21 protein-coding genes are annotated in these 21,416 nt (G+C 37.8%); 1 reads left to right on the forward strand and 20 read right to left on the reverse strand.

Annotation, left to right across the window (positions count from 1 at the left end; all coding sequences use genetic code 11):
* Window positions 1-27 precede the first annotated feature (27 nt).
* Window positions 28-513 carry a dUTP diphosphatase gene (locus MY533_RS16705; RefSeq protein ID WP_248716859.1) on the reverse strand — a complete coding sequence of 162 codons (486 nt, stop codon included), beginning with the start codon at window positions 511-513 and terminating at the stop codon, window positions 28-30.
* A 104-nt stretch (window positions 514-617) separates the two neighbouring features.
* Between MY533_RS16705 and MY533_RS16710 the strand changes: the two genes are divergently transcribed.
* Window positions 618-1,013 carry a sigma-w pathway protein ysdB gene (locus MY533_RS16710; protein WP_132357174.1) on the forward strand — a complete coding sequence of 132 codons (396 nt, stop codon included), beginning with the start codon at window positions 618-620 and terminating at the stop codon, window positions 1,011-1,013.
* A 47-nt stretch (window positions 1,014-1,060) separates the two neighbouring features.
* Here MY533_RS16710 and MY533_RS16715 read toward each other — a convergent pair whose 3' ends face one another.
* The 19 genes from MY533_RS16715 to MY533_RS16805 form a co-directional block, all read right to left on the reverse strand.
* A complete protein-coding gene (locus tag MY533_RS16715; protein WP_132357175.1) occupies window positions 1,061-1,324 on the reverse strand; it encodes a DUF1294 domain-containing protein in 264 nt (87 codons plus the stop codon).
* A gap of 139 nt (window positions 1,325-1,463) precedes the next feature.
* Window positions 1,464-1,823, reverse strand: coding sequence for a 50S ribosomal protein L20 (gene rplT / locus MY533_RS16720; protein ID WP_004226314.1), 360 nt, complete (start codon window positions 1,821-1,823; stop codon window positions 1,464-1,466).
* 61 nt (window positions 1,824-1,884) lie between these two features.
* On the reverse strand, window positions 1,885-2,085 hold the full coding sequence (rpmI, locus tag MY533_RS16725) for a 50S ribosomal protein L35 (protein ID WP_004226312.1): 201 nt from the start codon (window positions 2,083-2,085) through the stop codon (window positions 1,885-1,887).
* A gap of 31 nt (window positions 2,086-2,116) precedes the next feature.
* Window positions 2,117-2,620: a translation initiation factor IF-3 gene (infC, locus tag MY533_RS16730; RefSeq protein ID WP_024363824.1), complete on the reverse strand. Its 504-nt coding sequence runs from the start codon at window positions 2,618-2,620 to the stop codon at window positions 2,117-2,119.
* Between the two features lie 562 nt (window positions 2,621-3,182).
* Window positions 3,183-5,114, reverse strand: coding sequence for a threonine--tRNA ligase (thrS, locus tag MY533_RS16735; protein WP_248716860.1), 1,932 nt, complete (start codon window positions 5,112-5,114; stop codon window positions 3,183-3,185).
* A 486-nt stretch (window positions 5,115-5,600) separates the two neighbouring features.
* Window positions 5,601-6,539, reverse strand: coding sequence for a primosomal protein DnaI (dnaI, locus tag MY533_RS16740; RefSeq protein ID WP_248719229.1), 939 nt, complete (start codon window positions 6,537-6,539; stop codon window positions 5,601-5,603).
* Between the two features lie 2 nt (window positions 6,540-6,541).
* Window positions 6,542-7,912, reverse strand: coding sequence for a replication initiation and membrane attachment family protein (locus MY533_RS16745; RefSeq protein WP_371873268.1), 1,371 nt, complete (start codon window positions 7,910-7,912; stop codon window positions 6,542-6,544).
* A gap of 24 nt (window positions 7,913-7,936) precedes the next feature.
* Window positions 7,937-8,407: a transcriptional regulator NrdR gene (gene nrdR / locus MY533_RS16750; RefSeq protein WP_049667519.1), complete on the reverse strand. Its 471-nt coding sequence runs from the start codon at window positions 8,405-8,407 to the stop codon at window positions 7,937-7,939.
* Between the two features lie 225 nt (window positions 8,408-8,632).
* Window positions 8,633-9,655 (reverse strand): glyceraldehyde-3-phosphate dehydrogenase, encoded by a 1,023-nt coding sequence (locus MY533_RS16755; protein WP_248716862.1) that lies wholly within the window; start codon window positions 9,653-9,655, stop codon window positions 8,633-8,635.
* Between the two features lie 492 nt (window positions 9,656-10,147).
* Window positions 10,148-10,756, reverse strand: a complete 609-nt coding sequence (gene coaE, locus MY533_RS16760) for a dephospho-CoA kinase (protein WP_248716863.1) — start codon at window positions 10,754-10,756, stop codon at window positions 10,148-10,150.
* Between the two features lie 13 nt (window positions 10,757-10,769).
* Window positions 10,770-11,642: a bifunctional DNA-formamidopyrimidine glycosylase/DNA-(apurinic or apyrimidinic site) lyase gene (gene mutM / locus MY533_RS16765; protein ID WP_248716864.1), complete on the reverse strand. Its 873-nt coding sequence runs from the start codon at window positions 11,640-11,642 to the stop codon at window positions 10,770-10,772.
* 12 nt (window positions 11,643-11,654) lie between these two features.
* Window positions 11,655-14,282: a DNA polymerase I gene (gene polA / locus MY533_RS16770; RefSeq protein WP_248716865.1), complete on the reverse strand. Its 2,628-nt coding sequence runs from the start codon at window positions 14,280-14,282 to the stop codon at window positions 11,655-11,657.
* Window positions 14,283-14,482: 200 nt separating this feature from the next.
* Window positions 14,483-14,914, reverse strand: coding sequence for a DNA polymerase I (locus MY533_RS16775; protein WP_248716866.1), 432 nt, complete (start codon window positions 14,912-14,914; stop codon window positions 14,483-14,485).
* A 658-nt stretch (window positions 14,915-15,572) separates the two neighbouring features.
* The gene (hflC, locus tag MY533_RS16780) at window positions 15,573-16,583 is read right to left on the reverse strand and encodes a protease modulator HflC (RefSeq protein ID WP_248716867.1); all 1,011 of its coding nucleotides are present in this window, start codon (window positions 16,581-16,583) and stop codon (window positions 15,573-15,575) included.
* Window positions 16,583-17,572 (reverse strand): FtsH protease activity modulator HflK, encoded by a 990-nt coding sequence (gene hflK, locus MY533_RS16785; protein WP_248716868.1) that lies wholly within the window; start codon window positions 17,570-17,572, stop codon window positions 16,583-16,585. The genes hflC and hflK overlap by 1 nt, the downstream gene beginning before the upstream one ends.
* Window positions 17,573-17,731: 159 nt before the next feature.
* A complete protein-coding gene (locus MY533_RS16790; protein ID WP_248716869.1) occupies window positions 17,732-18,445 on the reverse strand; it encodes an LrgB family protein in 714 nt (237 codons plus the stop codon).
* The gene (locus tag MY533_RS16795) at window positions 18,442-18,810 is read right to left on the reverse strand and encodes a CidA/LrgA family holin-like protein (RefSeq protein WP_079561583.1); all 369 of its coding nucleotides are present in this window, start codon (window positions 18,808-18,810) and stop codon (window positions 18,442-18,444) included. Before MY533_RS16795 ends, MY533_RS16790 begins: the two co-directional genes overlap by 4 nt.
* Window positions 18,811-19,123: 313 nt before the next feature.
* Window positions 19,124-20,677, reverse strand: coding sequence for a two-component system histidine kinase PnpS (gene pnpS, locus MY533_RS16800; RefSeq protein ID WP_248716870.1), 1,554 nt, complete (start codon window positions 20,675-20,677; stop codon window positions 19,124-19,126).
* The gene (locus MY533_RS16805) at window positions 20,674-21,390 is read right to left on the reverse strand and encodes a response regulator transcription factor (protein WP_248716871.1); all 717 of its coding nucleotides are present in this window, start codon (window positions 21,388-21,390) and stop codon (window positions 20,674-20,676) included. Before MY533_RS16805 ends, pnpS begins: the two co-directional genes overlap by 4 nt.
* Window positions 21,391-21,416 lie beyond the last annotated feature (26 nt).

Genomic DNA, 21,416 nt, shown 5'->3' on the forward strand with positions numbered 1-21,416 from the left:
TCAGAAAATTGGTGTATTTCTTACACTTTAATATCCTGAGCGCTGACGATTATAATTTTCCTCGTTTTTCTCTATATATGCCGCAACAACATCCTCAAATGAAAAGCCTAGATTAAATGCAAGCAATCCATAGCATTGCCAGATTGCTAAGTATCTATCCTCTGTTGGTTGACTAATAAAACTTAAAATATAGTCTTGTGTCATTAAAAATGTCTCTGTTAAATCTCTCTTCTCTTCAATCACCGGCCACTTTTCGATCGCTGTATAACCTTTTAATAAGCCAAGTGATAATATAAAATGAATCGAATCCACATATTCCTCTAAAATTACATCACGTTCTGAGGCTCCCTTTGTACTCCAAAACTTAAAGCAGCGTGTCTCATTTGCTAGTTCGGCTAGTTCTACCATTAAGGCTAAACCTTTTTCTTTAAATACATCATGTTCTATATTTTGTGTTTTCTCGATGAAATCATCAAGTCCCTTTTGCATTTTAAACAATTGTTGTAAATTCATTTTTTTCTCCTAAATTTCTTAAAAATATTTATAAAAAGTGAAACTAATTGTCCTTCACAATCGTATAGGAAGGAATAACCTTTCTTTCAAGGGGGAAATTAAAAATGTTGCCGTTACTTATTCGTCTTGCTGTTATTGCGCTTATTATCTATGTATTTTATAAAGCGATTCGTTATATAACCGATCCTAAGCGAAAACTTGATGAAGCCTATGAAAAAGGCCAATATTATTTCTATGATGACGTCAAAAATGTCCGAAAAAATTTCTTTATCTCTTATAAGGGTGCTCTTTTTGAAGGTGAAAAATACCTCGGCACTACTGAAGATGCCTTCGAGGTTGTGACTATTTTTGTTGGTGCCCGTGATGCCGCTAAACTGCAAGGGTTTACGAAAAGAGACTTTGAATACCTTCAGCAAGAAATCCTATTGAACTATCCGAGCGCAAAAATAAATTGGAAGCAACCCATTGAAAAGCTTATGCGTAACACATCCTCATCATGAGGATGTTTTTTATTTATCGAAACATTCCCGTGTTTTATCTTCGAGATTTATCCCCATAATTGTACTAGGATAAAAATTTGAATAGCTGCTAGCAGCGGGAAGCCAAATGCAAAGCTGTTATGGCGTGTTTTATGACGGAATAAATACATTCCCAATACGCCCCCTATTGCACCTCCACCGATTGCTAATGTAAATAATGTGCGTTCTGCAATACGCCATTCATGTTTTTTTGCTTTTGATTTATCCATGCCCATCATCACGAGCAGGACTATAGAAACAATTGCCATATACGCTAATAATGCTTGCCCCATTGAATACTCCTTTTTATTTTCTATTTTCTACTACTCTAACACAAAAAAGACTGACGGATAAATCCATCAGCCTTTTGAAAAATTTTGCACCTATCGCTTCGCTTTCGGTGCAGAAATAATTTTTTAACTTCGTCAAAAATTATTTAGCTACAGCTTTTTTAGCAGCGTCTGCTAATTGAGTGAATGCAGCAGCATCAGTTACAGCTAGGTCAGCTAACATTTTACGGTTAACTTCGATACCTGCAACTTTTAAACCGTGCATTAAACGGCTGTATGAAAGACCGTTCATGCGAGCAGCTGCGTTGATACGAGTGATCCATAATTTACGGAAATCACGTTTTTTCTGACGACGGTCACGGTATGCATATTGACCTGACTTCATTACTGCTTGGTTTGCAACTTTGTATAATGTATGTTTTGAACCATAGTAACCTTTAGCTAATTTTAAAACCTTTTTACGACGTTTGCGCGTCACTGTTCCGCCTTTTACGCGTGGCATATGAATTACCTCCTGCTTTTCATTTAAAAATGAATGTTAGTATTTTGTTTGTGTAGTCAAATTATTTCATGTAAACAAGTAATGATTTGATGCGTTTGAAGTCACCAGATGAAACGATGTTTGCTTTACGTAGGTGACGTTTTTGTTTTGTAGATTTGTTTGCGAATAAGTGGCTTCCATAAGCACGGTCATATTTTAATTTACCTGAACCCGTTTTTTTGAAACGTTTCGCAGCTCCACGGTGAGTTTTCATTTTTGGCATGTCGAATTCCTCCTAAACTGTTCGTCTAATATTATTTCTCGTTCTTTGGTTGAAGAACTAAGAACATGCTTCGGCCTTCCATCTTCGGTTTTTGTTCAACCGTCGATACTTCAGCACAAGCTTCAGCAAAACGATCTAACACACGTTGACCAATGTCTTTGTGTGTAATCGCACGACCTTTGAAACGTAGGCTACATTTTACTTTATCGCCCTTTTCAAGGAATTTAATCGCATTACGTAGCTTCGTTTGGAAATCATGCTCATCGATTGTTGGGCTCAGACGAACCTCTTTCATTACGATGACCTTTTGATTTTTACGAATTTCACGGTCTTTCTTTTGCTGTTCAAACTTAAATTTACCATAGTCCATGATACGAGCGACTGGCGGCTTGGCTTGAGGGGCCACAAGGACAAGATCCAAGTTTACACGAGTGGCGATTTCTAGCGCTTCATTACGTGTCTTTACACCAAGCTGGTCACCATTGTGATCGATTAATCGAAGTTCACGTGCGCGAATGCCTTCGTTTACATACATGTCTTTGCTAATAGTAATCCACCTCCAAGTAGTTGTCGCGAATACATGGTTTGGGCAAAGCCTTGCCCGGTTGAACGGTACATCCTCTTGTCATGTCCATAAAAAAAGGACGGACACTTTGAAGATGTCCGCCCGCTATATGTGCATGCGCAAGTCTGCGCAAAACAATTCAACGTGTCATACCTGTTCACAGCTTAAGAGCGTTGTATCAGGTGAGAAGCGGGCAGCCTCTACTTCAACCACAAACTTTGTATTCATTAACCTTAACTATATTAGCATGTACTTTCATAAGTTGTCAAATGTTTTTTAACTTATTATTAATAAACCTATTATAATGGCTTTCATCATAACGTATGGTTGATTTCCGTTCCGGCTGGCGCTTTCCTAGGGGCGTCCGATGAGCCGCTTCACTCGCTTTGCTCGCTCCAGGGTCTCATCTGTGACGCTGATCCCTAAGGAGTCGCCTAGCCTCCACTCCAATCAACTTATATTAATAGTAGTATACGTTTTAATAAATGTCATCCCAAACTTTTGGTGATCTTACTCGGTGAAATTATGAAAATTATTTTGTAATTTCTGCTTTAATGTTAGCTAAGAAGTCTTGGAAGCTGATTGTTTCTGAATCTTTTGAGCCGTAGCGACGTACGTTTACGCCACCAGCCTCTACTTCTTTATCTCCGATAACAAGCATATACGGGATTTTTTTCATTTGTGCTTCACGGATTTTATAGCCTAATTTTTCTTCACGGTCATCCATTTCAACACGTAAGCCCGCTGCAGTTAATTGCTCTTCAATTTGTTTTGCATAATCAAAGTGTGCTTCGTTTGAAACTGGAATGACTTCAACTTGTACTGGTGCTAACCATGTTGGGAATGCCCCTTTATACTCTTCGATTAAGAAGGCAACGAAACGTTCCATTGTTGATACGACACCACGGTGAATAACAACTGGACGATGTGGTTTACCATCTTCTCCAACGTATGTTAGGTCAAAGCGCTCTGGTTGTAAAAAGTCAAGCTGAACAGTCGATAATGTTTCATCTTTACCAATAGCTGTTTTTACTTGTACGTCTAATTTTGGACCATAGAACGCTGCTTCGCCTTCAGCTTCGTAATAATCTAAGCCAAGATCATCCATTGCTTCTTTTAACATACCTTGTGCTTTTTCCCACATTTGATCATCATCGTAATATTTTTCAGTGTCTGCAGGGTCACGATAAGATAAACGGAATTTGTAATCATTTAAATTAAAATCTTTATACACATCAAGAATCAAATTCACAACACGCTTAAATTCATCTTTAATTTGGTCAGGACGTACAAAAATATGAGCATCATTTAAAGTCATACCGCGTACGCGTTGTAAACCAGATAATCCACCTGAACTTTCATATCGATGTTGTGTTCCTAACTCAGCAATACGAATAGGAAGCTGACGATAAGAATGCATTGATGATTTATAAACCATCATATGATGTGGACAGTTCATTGGTCGCAATACTAATGTTTCGTTGTCCATTTCCATTGGTGGGAACATGTCATCTTGGTAATGTCCCCAGTGGCCTGATGTTTCATATAATTTTTTCGAACCTAAAACTGGTGTATAAACATGTTTGTAGCCAAGACGAACTTCTTTATCTACAATATAACGCTCAATAATGCGACGGATTGTTGCACCATTTGGTAACCATAGTGGTAAACCTTGACCAACTGTTTGAGATAAAGTGAATAATTCTAATTCCTTACCAATTTTACGATGATCACGTTCTTTTGCTTCTTCAAGCATTTGAAGATGATGTTTTAAATCTTCTTTTTTAAAGAAAGCTGTTCCATAAACACGTTGTAGCATTTTGTTATCTGAGTTACCTCTCCAGTAAGCACCTGCTAATGAAAGAAGTTTGAACTCACGAAGCTTACCTGTTGATGGTGCGTGGATACCTCGGCAAAGGTCGAAGAATTCACCTTGATGGTAAATAGAAACTTGCTCATCTGCTGGAATCGCTTCAAGTAATTCTAATTTGTATTCATCGCCAATTTTTTCATAGATTGCTTGCGCTTCTGTACGACTAACATTTTTGCGCTCAATTTCTAAGTTTTCAGCGATAATTTTTTTCATTTCTTTTTCAATTGCAGGTAGGTCTTCAGCAGTGATTGGAGTTGGTGCATCAACATCGTAGTAGAAGCCACCTTCAATAACTGGACCAATACCAAGTTTAACATCAGGGAATAAACGTTTAATCGCTTGTGCAGTTAAGTGCGCAGTAGAATGACGTAAGATTTCTAGTGCTTCCTCATCATCCTGTGTAATAATCGAGATTGTAGCATCCTCTTCAATCGGTGTTTTTAAATCGACTAAGGCACCATTTACTTTACCCGCATATGCTTTTTTACGAAGTCCTGGGCTAATTGATAATGCTACATCATCAGTAGATGTACCTTTTGCAAATTCCTTTACAGCGCCATCTGGGAAAGTTAATTTAATCATATCTGACATTTTGTTTGCACTCCTTATAGTTTTGTTGTGATGCATGATTGAAGTCAAAGAATCCCCGGATTTGATCCTCATTCAATAGTTGCGGCATTCGTTCACCACTATTTTCCATTGAACGAAAATAAAAAAGCTCCGTCCCTACGAAAGGGACGAAGCGTATGCTCGTGGTTCCACCCTTCTTCCTTCCGACTTTTTATAGTCAGACGAAGCTCAAGGCTAGCTAACGGGCTAGGGACCGGCGAAAGATTATCCCTTTCGCTGCTCAGCAGGTAGTAAATAGTGTGCTCGAACTAGGAAGCTTACAGCCAATGACTTCCCTCTCTAAAAGCCTTACACAAAATTCATGTCCTCATCAATGCATTTAATCCATTATGCCTCGGCATAATCCGGAGGCTTTAACTTTTTCAGTAGGTAGGATACCTATTGAAAGAAGTTAATTATTATATGTGACAGTATACGCTCGATTGTTATAAAATGCAACTGCCAATCTTACAGACGTCTATTTTGCCCGCCCATTTTAATCGGCTCTGTCAAAGCTTTAATACGTTCCATAACACGTCCAGCCTTCACAACTTCTATGTCACCTTTTTGTGACTGTGCTAAATGGTGCTCCAATTCATCGTAATTAAAATTAGACGTAATGAATGTTGGCAATTGCTCTGCCATGCGGTAATGGAAAATAGTCCCCAAAATTTCATCTCGCGTCCACGCAGTCATTGTTTCGGCTCCTAAATCATCGAGCATTAGCACGGGGGCCTTTTTCACATAATCTATTTTTTCATTCAACGTGTTGTCGCCAATTGCATTTTTCATTTCTCGTAAAAATTCAGGCACGAAAACCACAACTGACTTCACTTTAGCCTTTGCAAGTTCATTAGCTAATGCGCCTAGCACAAAAGATTTCCCTACTCCAAATTGACCGTATAAATAAAAGCCTTTAGCAGGTAAATTTCCGGTATCTAGTACATTTTGAACAAAATCAGTCGCACGGTTTGCAATGTCAACACGTGTATGATCATCAATAAATAAATCACTTATAGTAGCTTGTAGCACATCCTTTGGCATATGCATACTTGCAATCATATTAGCAACATCTCGGCGCTCATCTTCACGTATCTTTTGCTCGCATCGTACATAATCAATTTCAACAGTACTCCTTACTACACGTAAGGTAGGTAAAAAACCTTTTAAGTAATTTGTACAATTTTCTGTACTGTCACAGCCACAGCAAACTGTAGATTGACTAATAAATTCATGGAGCTTCGGCAAATTACGTTCAACCGCATCATAGCTTAGCTCATCCTTATGCTCAGCTAAAAACTGTTGCACACGAGGGTTTTCTAATATTTCTTTACGCATCGCTTCATATCGTTCTTGAAATGATGGTACTTTAATTGCTCTTTTTAATGGTCCATTAATCGGTTCGATTGTCATTCACCTACCTTATTTTGAATATTACCTAATTTTTCTAGTATCTTTTGTCTTTCCTTTTCAAAATCAGTAGCGCCAGTATTTGTTGTATCTTTCTCTGATTTTTCATTACGCTTATAAAACCAATCTGGTACTTTTTCCTCTCGGCGATTTTTTGTGTAAGAGTTCTTTTTTGCCGAAGACTGGGGTTTATTTTTCCACGTAGTGTACTTATCATGCTCTTGGCGTGCTAATTCCATTGCTTCTTTTGCAGTTTGAATATTTTTACGTACCCAATGATCCGCAATCGTTTCCACATATTTTTTAGGTAGCTTCATATCAGTTGTTAGCATGACATATTCCAAAAGTGCATTAACAACACCTACCGGCATTCCATGCTGGACAATTAAACTCTCTGCAAGCTGCACGGAAGTCTGTAAAGGTTCTTTGCCATTATTAATATCTCGCAGCACTTGTACTGGAGGAGTCGTTTCTAAATAATGCTGAAGCTCCTGATCCTTTGTTTTTTGGCTCGTTTCCTCTATGGATGACGGCTGCATATTCACTCTAGCAAGCTTTGGTGGCTCTTTTGATACCGTTAGCTTATAAAAATCCGCAGCGGCCTTTCGCAAACGTTCCAATGAAATCCCTAAGTCATCATCTAGTGCAAGAATCACTACTTTTTGCATATCAAGTGCCGTCAAATGATATAAAAAGGCTAGTTTTGCTATTGATTCACGCACCTCAAATGTTAGAAGGCTTGCCGGCACTAGTTGCTCCGATAAGCCCCCTTGCAGTAGTTCAAAATCAAATTGATCAAAATAAAACGGATATATCTTTTGCTGTTTATCCTTATGACTAGTATCAGCTTGTAAATCATCTGGAATTTTTGTACTTACAGGCTTAAAAACATCTATGAAAGCACGCGATACATCTTTATACTCTACATCTCTTGTAGATGGCATAAAACGTTGACGTAACTTCCGATAAGCTTGCTCCCCTATTTTACTAAATAAAAACATCGAAAGCAGTGGATCTTTCATAAAGCTATCTGCATCAAGTGGACGTATTAGCTCATATAAAAAGCTTCGCTGGCCAGCATCTTCTTTTTTCCATGTGCGTAACAGACCAATTGCTTCAAGCGCAATACGCGCCTCAAATACTTTACCAATAGGAAGCCCTAGTACATTCATTAAATAATAATGTGTCATTTGCTGCTTAGACATTTGTTCAGCTTCTGCCCATAGTGTTAAATAAAGGCTGATTGGCTCCGCTCCAATTAAAGGCTGATAAAAAAGCGTTACTAATTGACGTTCCTGCGTAGAAAGTGCATGAGGTAGACGAATGTCAAAAGAATCAGCAGGCTGCAATTCCTTATACAAATGGTTCAACGTCATTCACCCTCTCTGTTTACCTTATAATTTCTGTTCTGTCTGACGTTGGATAATTTCTTTAATTTCTTCAATAAAGACATTAATATCCTTAAATTGACGATAAACCGATGCAAAGCGCACATAAGCAACCTCATCGATTTTCGCTAAGCGATCCATTACCATTTCTCCTACATCCTCAGATCGGACTTCAGAATTCCCAATGCGGCGAAGATCTTTTTCAATAGACATTACTAGTCCCTCAAGTACTTCAAGGGAAACAGGACGTTTTTCGCAAGCACGAATAAGTCCACGAAGTACCTTTTCACGGCTAAATTCTTCTCGCGAACCTTCTTTTTTCACGACGACTAAAGGTGTCTCTTCAATTTTTTCAAACGTTGTAAAGCGGAAGCCACATGACTCACATTCACGACGTCTACGAATTTCTTTATTATCATCAACTGGCCTCGAATCCACAACACGCGTTCCGTTAAATTGGCAAGATGGACATCTCATATAATTACTCTCCTGATTTCACAACAATTTAATATTTCTATTATAACAAATTTCCTATGTGTAAGAAAAGTGCATTAACGCTAGTGTGCTCATGATAAACCTTGACAGGCTAAAGTACAAGCATAGAATAAACATTTAAACTATCTGTCTAAATAAAAAACACATTGAAATCACTTGGATTTCAATGTGCTCAGTTTAACTTCTTTTAGCGGATGCCACTAAAATTTATGCATTAACTGTTTCTAAAGCTTTTGCCACTTTTTTCACAAGATCTACAACACGTGCAGAATAACCCCACTCATTGTCGTACCAAGCCAGTACTTTCACTTTGCGGTTACCCATTACCATTGTAGAAAGTCCATCTACTGTAGAGGAGTAAGTTGTTGTATTGTAATCAGAAGATACTAGAGGCTCAACTGAGAAGTTTAAGATACCTTTCATCGGACCTTCAGTAGCAGCCTTCACAAATGCAGCATTGATAGAATCTACTGTTACGTCTGTATTTAAATCAACTACTAGGTCAACTAATGATACATTTGGTGTTGGAACACGAAGTGCCATACCATGAATTTTGCCTTCTAACTCTGGTAACACTAATTTTAATGCTTTTGCAGCACCTGTAGATGTTGGAATAATTGATTGTGCGCAACCACGTGCACGACGTAAATCTTTATGTGGATTATCTAAATTCTTTTGGTCATTTGTATAAGCGTGAACTGTTGTCATTAATCCGCTTTCAATTCCAAATGTGTCATTTAATATTTTGGCAACTGGTGCTAAGCAGTTTGTTGTACAAGAAGCATTAGAAATAACATCATGTTTGGCAATATCAAGCTTCTCATCATTTACACCTAAAACAATTGTTACGTCCTCGTTTTTACCAGGTGCTGTTAAGATAACTTTCTTTGCTCCTGCTTCTAAGTGCATTGCTGCTTTTTCACGATCATTAAATTTACCAGTTGCTTCAATAACGATATCTACCCCCATTGTTGCCCATGGTAATTTTAATGGGTCACGTTCGCTAATAATTTGCACACGTTTACCGTTTACAACTAAAGCATCGCCTGCTGGCTCAACTGAACCCTCGAATGTTCCATGATTTGTGTCATACTTAATCAAATGTGCTAACGTTTCAGCTGGGTAGCTAGCATTAATTGCAACGATATTTAAATCTTCTTGCACGATCGCTTGGCGGAAAACCATACGTCCGATACGTCCGAAACCATTAATAGCAACTGATACTGTCATTTATAAAATCCTCCTGTGAGTGCATACTCATATTAATTATATACTTTATGGTGATTAGTATAACACAATTTTAAAAAAGATGAACATTATATACTCATAATATTAAAGTTCTTATTTTCTGAAAAATAAAATCGCCTAAATTAGTCCTTATTATGGTATAAACTCACAAAAAAATGCATAGCAAAGTGTTTTTGCTATGCATTCAAGTTGTTAACTACTGCGTCAATGAAATTAAGGTGTCACATTAAATAAAGTATGGCTCTTCGGCAAAACAAGGGGTTGATTTGTTCCGGCTGGGCACTTTGTTGCTGCCGCTTCGCTTTCGCACAGAAAACATCCGCTACGCTGCGGGATCCCGGCAGGAAAGCGAGTAGCCTGGAACGGAAATCACCCTTTACTGAGCCACACCATTAAGAGATTTCCCTGCAACACATTAGTTTTTCAAAAATATGAAATGCGTAGCAATATGTCATTGCTACGCATCGAATGATTTTACAGATTTTTAGTTAAAATTACATCCCAATAAGTCAGGATTTTTTTTAATTGCTGCTCGGTTTGTTCTAGATTTTCATTATTATAAATAACCGCATGCGCACCTTTTTCTTTAACTGACAAAGGTAACTGAGAACGCATTCGAGCTAGTGCATCTTCCTTCGATAAGTTGTTACGTTCCATTAATCTACGGAGCTGCACCTCTTCACTAACCGATACCACAATAATACGTTCGACAAAATGCTGTAGCTTACTTTCAAATAAAAGCGGAATATCCATCACAACATGCTTTTCTCCAGCCTCTAAATAAGCATCACGCTGACGTAACATTTCCTGACGAATAGCAGGATGCATAATATCATTTAACACTTTACGTTTAGCAGGCTCGTGAAAAATAATATCGCCAAGCTTCGTACGATTTAAACTACCGTCTTCAAGCAATATATGTTGTCCAAAATTTTCAGCTATTAACTTTAACGTTTCCGTTCCTGGTTCTACAACATCACGTGCAACAATATCTGCATCGACAATAGGTAAACCAAGTGCTGTCATCATTTTTGCTACTGTACTTTTTCCGCTTGCAATACTTCCCGTTAGTCCGATAATCATAGTTAAATCCCCTTTAATGTTGACAATTTGGGCAAAAGACTGATGTGCGCCCACCTATCGTCATTTGGCTCGTTGCAGTACCACACGTTGGACACATCTTCTTTCCATACATTTGCAGTCGTTTCTGCATAGTTCCAGCCTCACCATTAATATTACGATAATCTGAAATTGTTGAACCCCCCGCTTCAATGCTTTGGCGTAAAATGGCGACAATTGCTTCGAATAATGCACACTTACTCTTTTCACTGATGCGGTTCATGGTGCGAGCCGGATGAATTTTTTGAGCAAATAATGCTTCGGTAGCATAAATATTGCCACAGCCCGAAATAACCTGCCCATCCATAATGACATCCTTAACGGCCTTTTTCTCATATTTCGGTAACTTTGATTTCGCAATAAAATAATCACAGGCTATTTCATCGAACGGCTCTGGCGCCATTTTTGTTAATGGTGCATGATCTTCAATTTTTGTTAAAAACCGTAGTTCACCAAAGCGGCGTATATCCGAGTAAATTAAATAGCCACCATCTGCCATTTGAAATGTAGCATGAATATGCTTTTTAAATTTCGCCTCATGGATTTCCTCAGGCGAATTCACGACAAACCATGCACCGGTCATCCCTAAATGACTAACAAGCACATATGGGTCATCTGCTTTCAGCAAATGAAAAAAGATGTATTTCGCACGTCGTTCGACTTTTGTAATCATCATTTGAGACAATGATATTTCAAATGCATCGGGCTCAGCTTGCTTCACGATACATTGTTTTCCCTCCCCAAAGGAAAAACGAATAATTTCAGATAGTTGAACTTGTTGAATTGTACGCCCTTCAATTTTAGGTTTTAATGCCTGGACGACACCTTCAACCTCTGGTAATTCAGGCATTTTAACCCCTCCTTATTTTGCTTCGTACCAAGTCGCACCGTAATTAAAATCTACTTTTAATGGTACTGAAAGTGCGATTGCGTTCTCCATAACCTCTGGTACTATTTTTTCAAGTAATGCAATCTCCTCTTTAGGTGCTTCAAAAATCAATTCATCATGCACTTGTAATAAAAGTTTGGCCTGCATATTTTCTTTTTTCAAGCGAGCATCCATATCAATCATTGCTTTTTTAATAATATCAGCTGCACTTCCCTGAATTGGTGTATTCATCGCAGTACGCTCTGCAAAGCTTCGTATATTGAAATTTGAGCTCGTAATATCCGGTAAATATCGACGTCTATTTAAAATGGTTGTCACATAACCATTAAACTTCGCATCTTGGACGATATCATCCATATATTGTTTTACACCCGGGAAACTCGCAAAATATTTCTCGATAAATGTAGCAGCTTCCTTACGGGTAATATCTAAGTTTTGCGATAAGCCGTAATCACTAATACCATAAACAATACCAAAGTTTACTGCTTTTGCAGCACGGCGCATATTACTGTCGACCTCATCTTCTGAAACATGGAAGACATCCATAGCAGTACGTGTATGAACATCCATACCTTCACGGAAAGCGTCAACTAAGTTTTCATCCTTTGACATATGGGCCAATACACGCAATTCGATTTGCGAATAATCGGCAGAAAATAATATCCAATCTTCGTTCGATGGCACAAATGCTTGACGAATTTTTCGCCCTTCTTCTAAACGAATCGGGATGTTTTGCAAATTCGGATCCGTTGAGCTTAAACGCCCTGTAGCTGTTAATGCTTGTTGGAATCGAGTATGCACCTTGCCATCCTCTTCATGGATTTCCTTTAGCAGGCCTTCGATATAAGTTGACTGTAATTTCCCAAGCTGACGATATAAAAGAATATGCTCAATAATGGCATGCTCCGGTTTTAATTTTTCCAAAACATCCGCTGCAGTGGAATAGCCTGTCTTTGTCTTTTTAATAACAGGAAGACTAAGTTTATCAAAGAGGATGACACCTAATTGCTTTGGTGAATTAATATTGAAGGCTTCTCCTGCCTCCGTATAAATCTCCTGTTCAATTACAATTAGTTTGTCATTTAGTTCCTGCCCCATTTTCTCTAATGTGGCACGATTGACCGTAATTCCTTCACTTTCCATAGCCCCTAAAATAGCAGCAAGCGGTAGCTCTAAATTTTTATACAGTTCAAACTGTTCGTTTTCCTTTAGCAATTCTTCAAGCTTAGGCTGTAAAGACCATACAGCAAAGGCTTTGCGACTGGCATGCTCAGCAAGTACATCAATGGCAGGTATAGCTCGTTTCGCCCCTTTACCATAAACAGTCTCATTTGCCTGCACATTACGATAGCCTAGTTCTTTCGCAAGTGTTGCCACATCATCTCCACTTAGCGCAGGATTATTAATATAAGAAGCAAGTAATAAGTCAAATTCAACACCAACTAAACGAATTCCCGCACGACTTAACGCAGCTTGAGATGCTTTTGAATCAGACATATACTTTATTTTAGTAGCATCTTCTAACCAAAGTCGAAGGACATCTGATTTAGCCGCAATATCAAACGGCACATATATTGTTTTCGCTCCATCTGTTAGTGCAATGCCTAGTTGCTGGCATGTATGATAATGCTCGTTCTCTAGCTCCAAATGCACTGCCATTACATCTTTTAAATGCTCTTGCTTTACTTCTTGCACAATTTCATAGTCAAAAGGAGCTTGTTCCTCTTCTTGGACAGTAAAATCACTTTTCTCTAGCAATGATTTAAAGCCAAGCTCTTGCCATACGCTAATTAATTCCTCTTCATTTGGACCATTATAGATAAGATCCGCGAGCGTTATTTCAATCGGTGCCTCAGTATAAATGGTAGCGAGCTTTTTACTCATTAATGCCTGTTCTTCATTGGCAACTAATTTTTCTTTCATTTTAGAAGCCTTCACCGTATCCATTGCCGCATAAAGCGACTCTACTGAACCATGCTCTTTTAGCAATTTAACTGCTGTTTTTTCACCGACACCTGGTACACCAGGGATATTATCTGAAGAATCCCCCATTAAACCTTTCATATCAATAATTTGCTCGGGCATTAAGCCGTATTTTTCTGCAATAAAGGCTGGTGTATTTTTTTCAATTTCAGTAATGCCTTTTTTAGTAATATATACTGTTACTTGCTCAGTAGCGAGCTGTGTTAAGTCACGATCTCCTGATACGACAATGACGTCCATATTTTGTGATGAAGCTTCTTTGGCAAGTGTCCCTATAATATCGTCCGCTTCGTACATTTCAAGCTCATATCGCTTAATACCATAAGCATCAATAAGCTTCCGTATATAAGGAAACTGTTCCGATAATTCTGGTGGAGTCTTTTGTCGCCCCCCTTTATATTCCGTAAATGTCTCATGACGGAAGGTTGTCTTACCCGCATCAAAGGCAACCAAAATTTTCGTTGGTTGCTCTTCCTCTAATATTCTTTGTAGCATTGTTGTAAAGCCGTATACTGCATTCGTATGAATCCCACTATCATTCGTCAATAATGGCAACGCAAAAAACGCGCGATATGCTAAACTATTGCCGTCCAATAATAGCAATTTTTCCTTTGTCATGATTTTATCCTCCTGCGTTGTCGTCTTCTTAATTGTAAAACGAAAACGTATGTTTGAAAATGCCTCTTCCTTTTACTTTATCGAGAAAACGGGTATTTTACCAATCATAACGTTGAAAATCGCCAAATTTTCTACATCAATAGCTTAGGATTGACTGCACAAAAAAAGCCAATCACTCATTGTAATTGACCTCATCCATGTTATTCACTAGCTTTATTCGTTTTTTCTTTACGATAAAAAATCTCTTCATATATGACTGTCAAAATAAAGGCGTTCATAAAGGCAAATACTAAAAATAATGGCATACCACCAAGCTGTGGATGTGTAAGCTCTGTATTAAACACCATGACAGTGCCGATTTGCGCTAAGAAGAAAATAAAGCCAATCCCTACTTGCCATATAGGACGTTTAACCTTGCGTTTTTCGTATAAAAATATTGTTTTAAATATTTTGCGTACATCCGCAGCAATAACTAAACCTAATAAAAACAAAATGACAAAAAATACTGGTATATGATAAACACTTTTTGTGATCCATGCAAAATCTGATAGACGGAAGAAAAGTGTAAATAACGATGCAATACTACAGGCTATCCCTAAATTTTGGAGCCACTTGCTAATTTGCAACTTCACAACTATTACCCCCATTTTTTATTTCTCGAACAATATCATTCTATCAGATAATAGTCATAAACGGAACACAAAATTATAAATTTCTATCATTTTCATAACATACCATCAACATATGATAAATATTTATGGAATCATTGATTAAAAATACCTAACTAGACTTTGAAGGGCTCCTTTTCACCATAACGTGGTGTTGACTTCCGTTGGGCGTCCGATGAGCCACTTTTGCTGCAGGATCGCGGGCCAACACGATGTTTGTCACAAAGGCGTTATCACAGGATGTGATGTTTTTAGTCTTCGTTTTCTCTATTGCTAAATCCCCAAGGAGTCGCCCAATCGGAACGCATATCGGAACGCATATATAAATATCACTATCCATTAAAGTCCTTCCAACGCTAAAAATTTACTAAAATGTAAAAAAGCCGTCTCAAAAAGTTTGAGACGACTTCATATGCTTATCCCTGCAAGAATAATCGTATTATTTTATCCCGCATTAACGGGCAGTAATTTATCTATATCAAAAATGAAGCGTCAGGTACAAGACTTTCACCTTAAAATTCACGAAAGCAAAGAAGTTAAGCGGGAGATTAACTGCCTGTAAATGCCCGATTGATGAAGACTAATAATCAGTGGGGTTGGAGAACTCCCACTGATTAAAGTTTCACTTTATATAGCCAGATAATATTTTGGCATATGGTGAAGTGGCTGGCAAAATAATGACCGTATCTTCACCTACAGTTTTCTTATAGGATTCTAATGTACGGTACAATGAATAGAATTCAGGGTCTTGAGAGAACGATTTATTGTAAATCTTAGCCGCTTCTGCTTCACCTTCCGCTTGAATGATTGCTGCATCCTTTTTCGCTGTTGCGAGCATTTCTTGAACTTCCTTATCTGTTTGAGCTTCAATACGGCGTTTCTCAGCATCACCTTCTGATAAATATTTTTGCGACATTGATTCACGGTCTGAAATCATATTTGTGAAAACGGATTGCTCATTTACAGATGGCAAGTCAATACGACGAATACGAACATCTATTACTTCTATTCCATACTTATCATTTGAAAGTAACTCATTGACACGTGCAGTTACCTGATCGTTGATACTTCCACGTGAAGAATCTTCATCATTAATAATCGCCTTATATTCTATTCGACCAAGCTCTGAACGAATAACTGAATAAATAAACTCTTCCATGCGTGATTCAACTTTTTCTATCGTTCCTGCATTTGAAATTAATTGCTTTGGATCGGTTATATGCCAAACTGCATAATTATCAATAATAATTCGTTTTTTATCCTTTGTATTAATTTCTTCTTCAGAAACTTCATACGTCATTTGGTTTTTTGGTAGCTTCGTGACACTTTGAATAAACGGAACCTTTATTTTCAAGCCAGGATTACTTTGAAATTTCACTACTTCTCCAAACTGTCTAACAACTGCGTATTCGGATTCTTTAACGATATAAACATTAGTAAATACTATTATGGCAATAGCAAAAACGGCTGTTAATGTTACGGCAAGAGAAATATATTTTTTCGGATTCATCGGGCTTTTTTTCGACATTTTGACCACATTATCCACTGTATCCTCTTCTTTTGGAGCAGTATTTTTGGATTTACCTGATAAAAAATTGAGGAATTTTTCAAGATCCTTATTTTTTTGGTCCATTAGTTACCGCTCCCTTCTTTTTTCTCCTCTTTTGGTGTTTCCTGCGCAGTAGATGTCTCCTGTTTCGCAGGTTGCAATGCTTGAAGAGGCAAGTATTTCATTGTACTGCCATCATCATTCATAATATAAATTTGTGCTTTAGGTAAAACATTTTCAAGCGTTTCTATAATTAAACGCTCACGTGTAATTTGTTTATTACCCTTATATTGCTCATACATTTTATTAAAGACAGCTACATCCCCTTGGGCCTGCTCAATACGGGCTGTTTTTTCACCTTGAGCCTTCGAGATAATAGCATCTTTTTCACCTTCAGCTTCATTAGTACGCTGATTCCTATATTTTTCTGCTTGATTAATTTTTGTATTTTTCATTTCACGTGCGTCTGTAACAGCTGTAAACGCTGCTCGAACATCTGCATTCGGTAACTCAACATCTTTTAGTTTTACCCCTAAAACACTAATACCAATATCGTATTTTTCAATAAGAGAAACGAGTAAATCTCGTGATTTTGCTTCTATGTCCGCTTTTCCCTCTGTTAACGCAGCGTCGATTTTTGAGCTCCCAATAATTGATCGGATCGCACTCGACGTAGCGCTATGTAATATTTTTTCTGGATCTTGTGAGCTGAATAAATACTTTTTCGGTTCAGTAATCTTCCATTGAACGACAAGGTCTGTTAAAACAATATGCTCATCCCCTGTAATCATTTTCGTTTCAGCATCATAAGCTTCCAATTCCCCATCTTTATTTTGCTTATAGCCAAACTGTAAACTAAATGTTTCCTTCGATAACACCTCAACCGATTGTACAGGCCAAGGTAATTTAAAATGTAAACCTGGTTCTGTTACTGTATTATCGGCACGACCGAACGTTATGACAACGGCTTGTTCTGATTCATCTACCGTGTACCATGATGTAAATACCGCAATAAGTGCAACAATGCCGAAAATGCCAAGTCCCACCATCATTAGTGACCTTTTCACACTCATGTCTAATCCTCCCTTAAGTCTTAGTACTAATGTATACGGGGCACTTCTTAAAAAGTTTCAAAATATTTTAATAAACCCATTTTTTATTTTAGGCAGTTTGACATAAGGAGGATTGTGAAGCTCTTTAAATAAAACAGAACAAAAAAATCCTGCTACCATTTAAGGCAACAGGATATTGACTACTAGATGTTCAAATGCTGGGAAAAATGTTGTTGATAATACAATGCTAATTAATGCAGCTACAATCATAGCAAGACTTGCAAACGTACCTTCTAGCTCACCAAATTCAAATGCTTTTGATGTACCCGTACCATGTGCTCCCATTCCTAACAGTAGACCCCTAGAAGATGGTCGATGGAAACGACATGCTTTAATAACTAACGGTGCTATAAGACTTCCTAAAATACCAGTTACCATAACAAAAACTGCAGTAAGCGTAGGAGAGCCACCAATCATATTGGAAATGTCCATCGCTATTGGGGTAGTAACGGAGCGTGGAACTATGCTATGCACAAGCTCATTATTTAGTCCAACTAATACAGCAAAGATAAACGATGATGTAATCGCGACGGCTGAGCCAACTGCAATACTTAGAAAAATTTCAAAAGCATGTTTCTTTAATAGGTTAAAATTTTTATAAATAGGTACCGCGAATGCAACTGTTGCTGGGCCTAGTAAATTTGATAAAATACCGGCCCCTGCAGTATAAGATTTATAAGATGTACCCGTTAGCAGCAGGATAATAATTGCCACTAATGGTGTGATCAGTATAGGTGTTAACCATTCCTTCTGAAACTTTTTATAAAACATTTTACTAGTATAAAAAACTGCAATCGTACCTAGTAAACTTAGTATAGCTATTAAAAAGCTCATGCAGTATCACCTTTCTTTCGTTGCCCTAGCAATTGTGCTGTGAAACCTGTTGCAAACATTACAACTATGGCACTCAATACAATAACAAGCACAGCTTTCACACCTTGCACACCGAATAATGCAGTATAATCGATTACTCCGATAGCAGATGGAATGAAAAATAGTAATAATTCACTAAGTAATAAACCTGCACCTAGCTCAATCCATTCAAGCTTAATAATATGAAACTGCAAAAGTAAAAACAATAAGACTAGTCCAATTATGCTCCCTGGAATCGGCAAGTGAAGTAGACGTGCAATACTATTCCCAACAAATAAAATTACATATAGATAGCCGATTTGCACGATACTTTTGACGATTTTCATGGTCATCCTTCTCTCAATTTTTTATCCCGCTTAAACGGTCAAGTGCAGACCGTAAGCCCGATTGACTCAACTAATAAGTTAGTTGAATATTATGCTACTATACTTTACACCTATTTGCGTTACGTGTAAAACAGAAAAAGAATCTATCACCAAAAAATTTGGCAATAGATTCTTCTTATCGGCGATAACCAAGCAACACAAACAGAAAATCTTCATATATAAAGATTTTTATTTTGGCTATTAAAAAGTCTTAATAATTATATAGGGGTTTCTACTAACAAGTATAAGGCCCCATTGTGAATCTAAAATTGTACTAATGTAAAGAATTCGTTAATTTTTTCGGAATCATGACAATCATTTTTGTCCCAATTCCAACTTCACTTTCTACCTGAATGCGGCCATGATGCGCCTCTACTAAGTGCTTCACAATAGCAAGCCCTAAACCTGTACCCCCAGAATTCCGACTTCGTGCACGATCCACACGGTAAAACCGTTCAAAGACACGGGCAATTTCATGCTTTTCAATACCTATACCTTGGTCTTCTATTTCAAGAATACCGTACGTTTCATTTTCCTTTAATCGAATTGTAACGATTGTATTTTCTGGAGAGTACGTAATAGCATTAGTAATTAAATTCGTGACAATTTGAATGATACGATTCGCATCACCCATAACTTGAACATCACGTTCTATATCAACACGAAAGCTCATATTTTTCTCATCCAGACGAGGTCCTGTCAGCTCTGCTCCACGTATAAGTACATCTTGCAAGCCCATCGGCATAATATTAACGGTAAAACCATGCTGTTCAATTTTCGATAATTCTAGTAAATCCTGGATAAGCATTTGCAGACGGTTACTTTCCTTATAAATGATCTCTAAAAAAGATAGCAGCATTTTCTCATCCTTATATGCTCCATCCAGTAAAGTTTCAGAAAAGCCTTTAATAGATGTAATGGGTGTACGCAATTCATGGGATACATTTGCTACAAAATCCTTACGAATCTGCTCTAAACGAACAAGCTCTGTAATATCGTGCATAACGATAACAACACCAAGCCATCTACCATGATCCCCTATAACAGGTGCACCATAGACTTCTTTATTGTATAGCTCCTGTTGGACTTCCATTTTAATTTGTTGTCGATAAGGCATTTCAGTTAGAAACACATGGTCGATAAATTGCTCCAGAGTTTTAGGTAAGCCAATTGTACGAAAAACTTTTCCTTGTACATCGTCAATTTGCATACCGAAACGCTCTAAAAATACACGGTTCACTATAGATATATTGCCCTCACGTCCAATCATCATGAGGGAGCTTCCCATATTTTCAATTAACGTTTTAAGCCTTTCCTCTTCTACCTCGCGAATCGCCGTAATATCCTGTAAGTTACGCGCTAAAATATTGATGGAGTGACTAAGTGGCATCATGCGTTCATGCTCATTTTCATGGGCACGAGCACGGTAATTTCCCTTCGCCAGTTCAAGTGCTGTATCTGTCACGTTATCAATAGGAGCAGTGAAATTTCGAATCATATAGCGGCTTACAATAGCCATTAAAATAAGCGCTATTAAAAAAAGAATCGCTAGCACAACATAAAGTCGTGCATGAACATTCGATATAATAGAATCTGTTGCCTCAATGTTTTGAGCAAAATACAGTGCCTCTCTATCTTCTTTTGTTAGTTCGATCTTTCGTTCAGCTAATACTTGGTTAATGGATTCTTGCACCTGTAAACTAGCTTGCTCATTGTACTGTTCTATATAAACAGGAAAAAGCTGACCTATAACAATCATTAGGACAGCTAATATCGATCCAAGCAATAGCATGAATGTCAAGAATAAACGGTTGCTCATTGATTTCATGTCGTCTTCGGCTCCTCGAATTTATAACCAAGGCCACGAATTGTTTTGATGAATATCGGCTTACGGCTATTTTCTTCGATTTTATCCCGAAGGTGGCTAATGTGCACATCTACAATTCGAGTATCACCAGCAAAGTCATACTTCCATACAGCACTTAATAGCTGATCACGTGTTAAAACACGGTTTTTATTTTCAAGTAAATAAATGAGTAACTCAAATTCCTTTGGTGTAAATTCCAGTGCCTCTTCCTGTAAAAATACTTCAAATCGCTCTGGATAGACACGCAATTGCCCAAATTCAAACATTTTCTCTTGTGGCGCATTCTTCTCTTCAGGCACTACATTTTGTGTAAAACGTCTTAAAACCGCCTTTACCCGTGCTAACACTTCGCGCGGACTAAAGGGCTTCGTCATATAATCGTCTGCTCCTAGCTCTAGACCAAGTACTTTATCGAACTCATCATCCTTTGCTGTTAGCATAATAATAGGTGTATTCATACGTTGCTGACGGATCTGTTTACAAACTTCCATACCATCAAGCCTTGGAAGCATCAAATCTAATAAAATTAAATCGGGTTGTAAGTCGATTGCCTTATCTAGACCCTCTTGACCGTCCGCAGCTGTTTCTACAACATATCCAGCCTGTTCTAAATTATATTTCAATAATGTCGCAATTGAAAATTCATCTTCTACCACTAAAATCGTTTTTGTCATGTATAAAGCCTCCGTTAGTGATTTGA

It is taken from the genome of Lysinibacillus sp. Ag94, assembly GCF_023242215.1.
Taxonomy (GTDB): domain Bacteria; phylum Bacillota; class Bacilli; order Bacillales_A; family Planococcaceae; genus Lysinibacillus.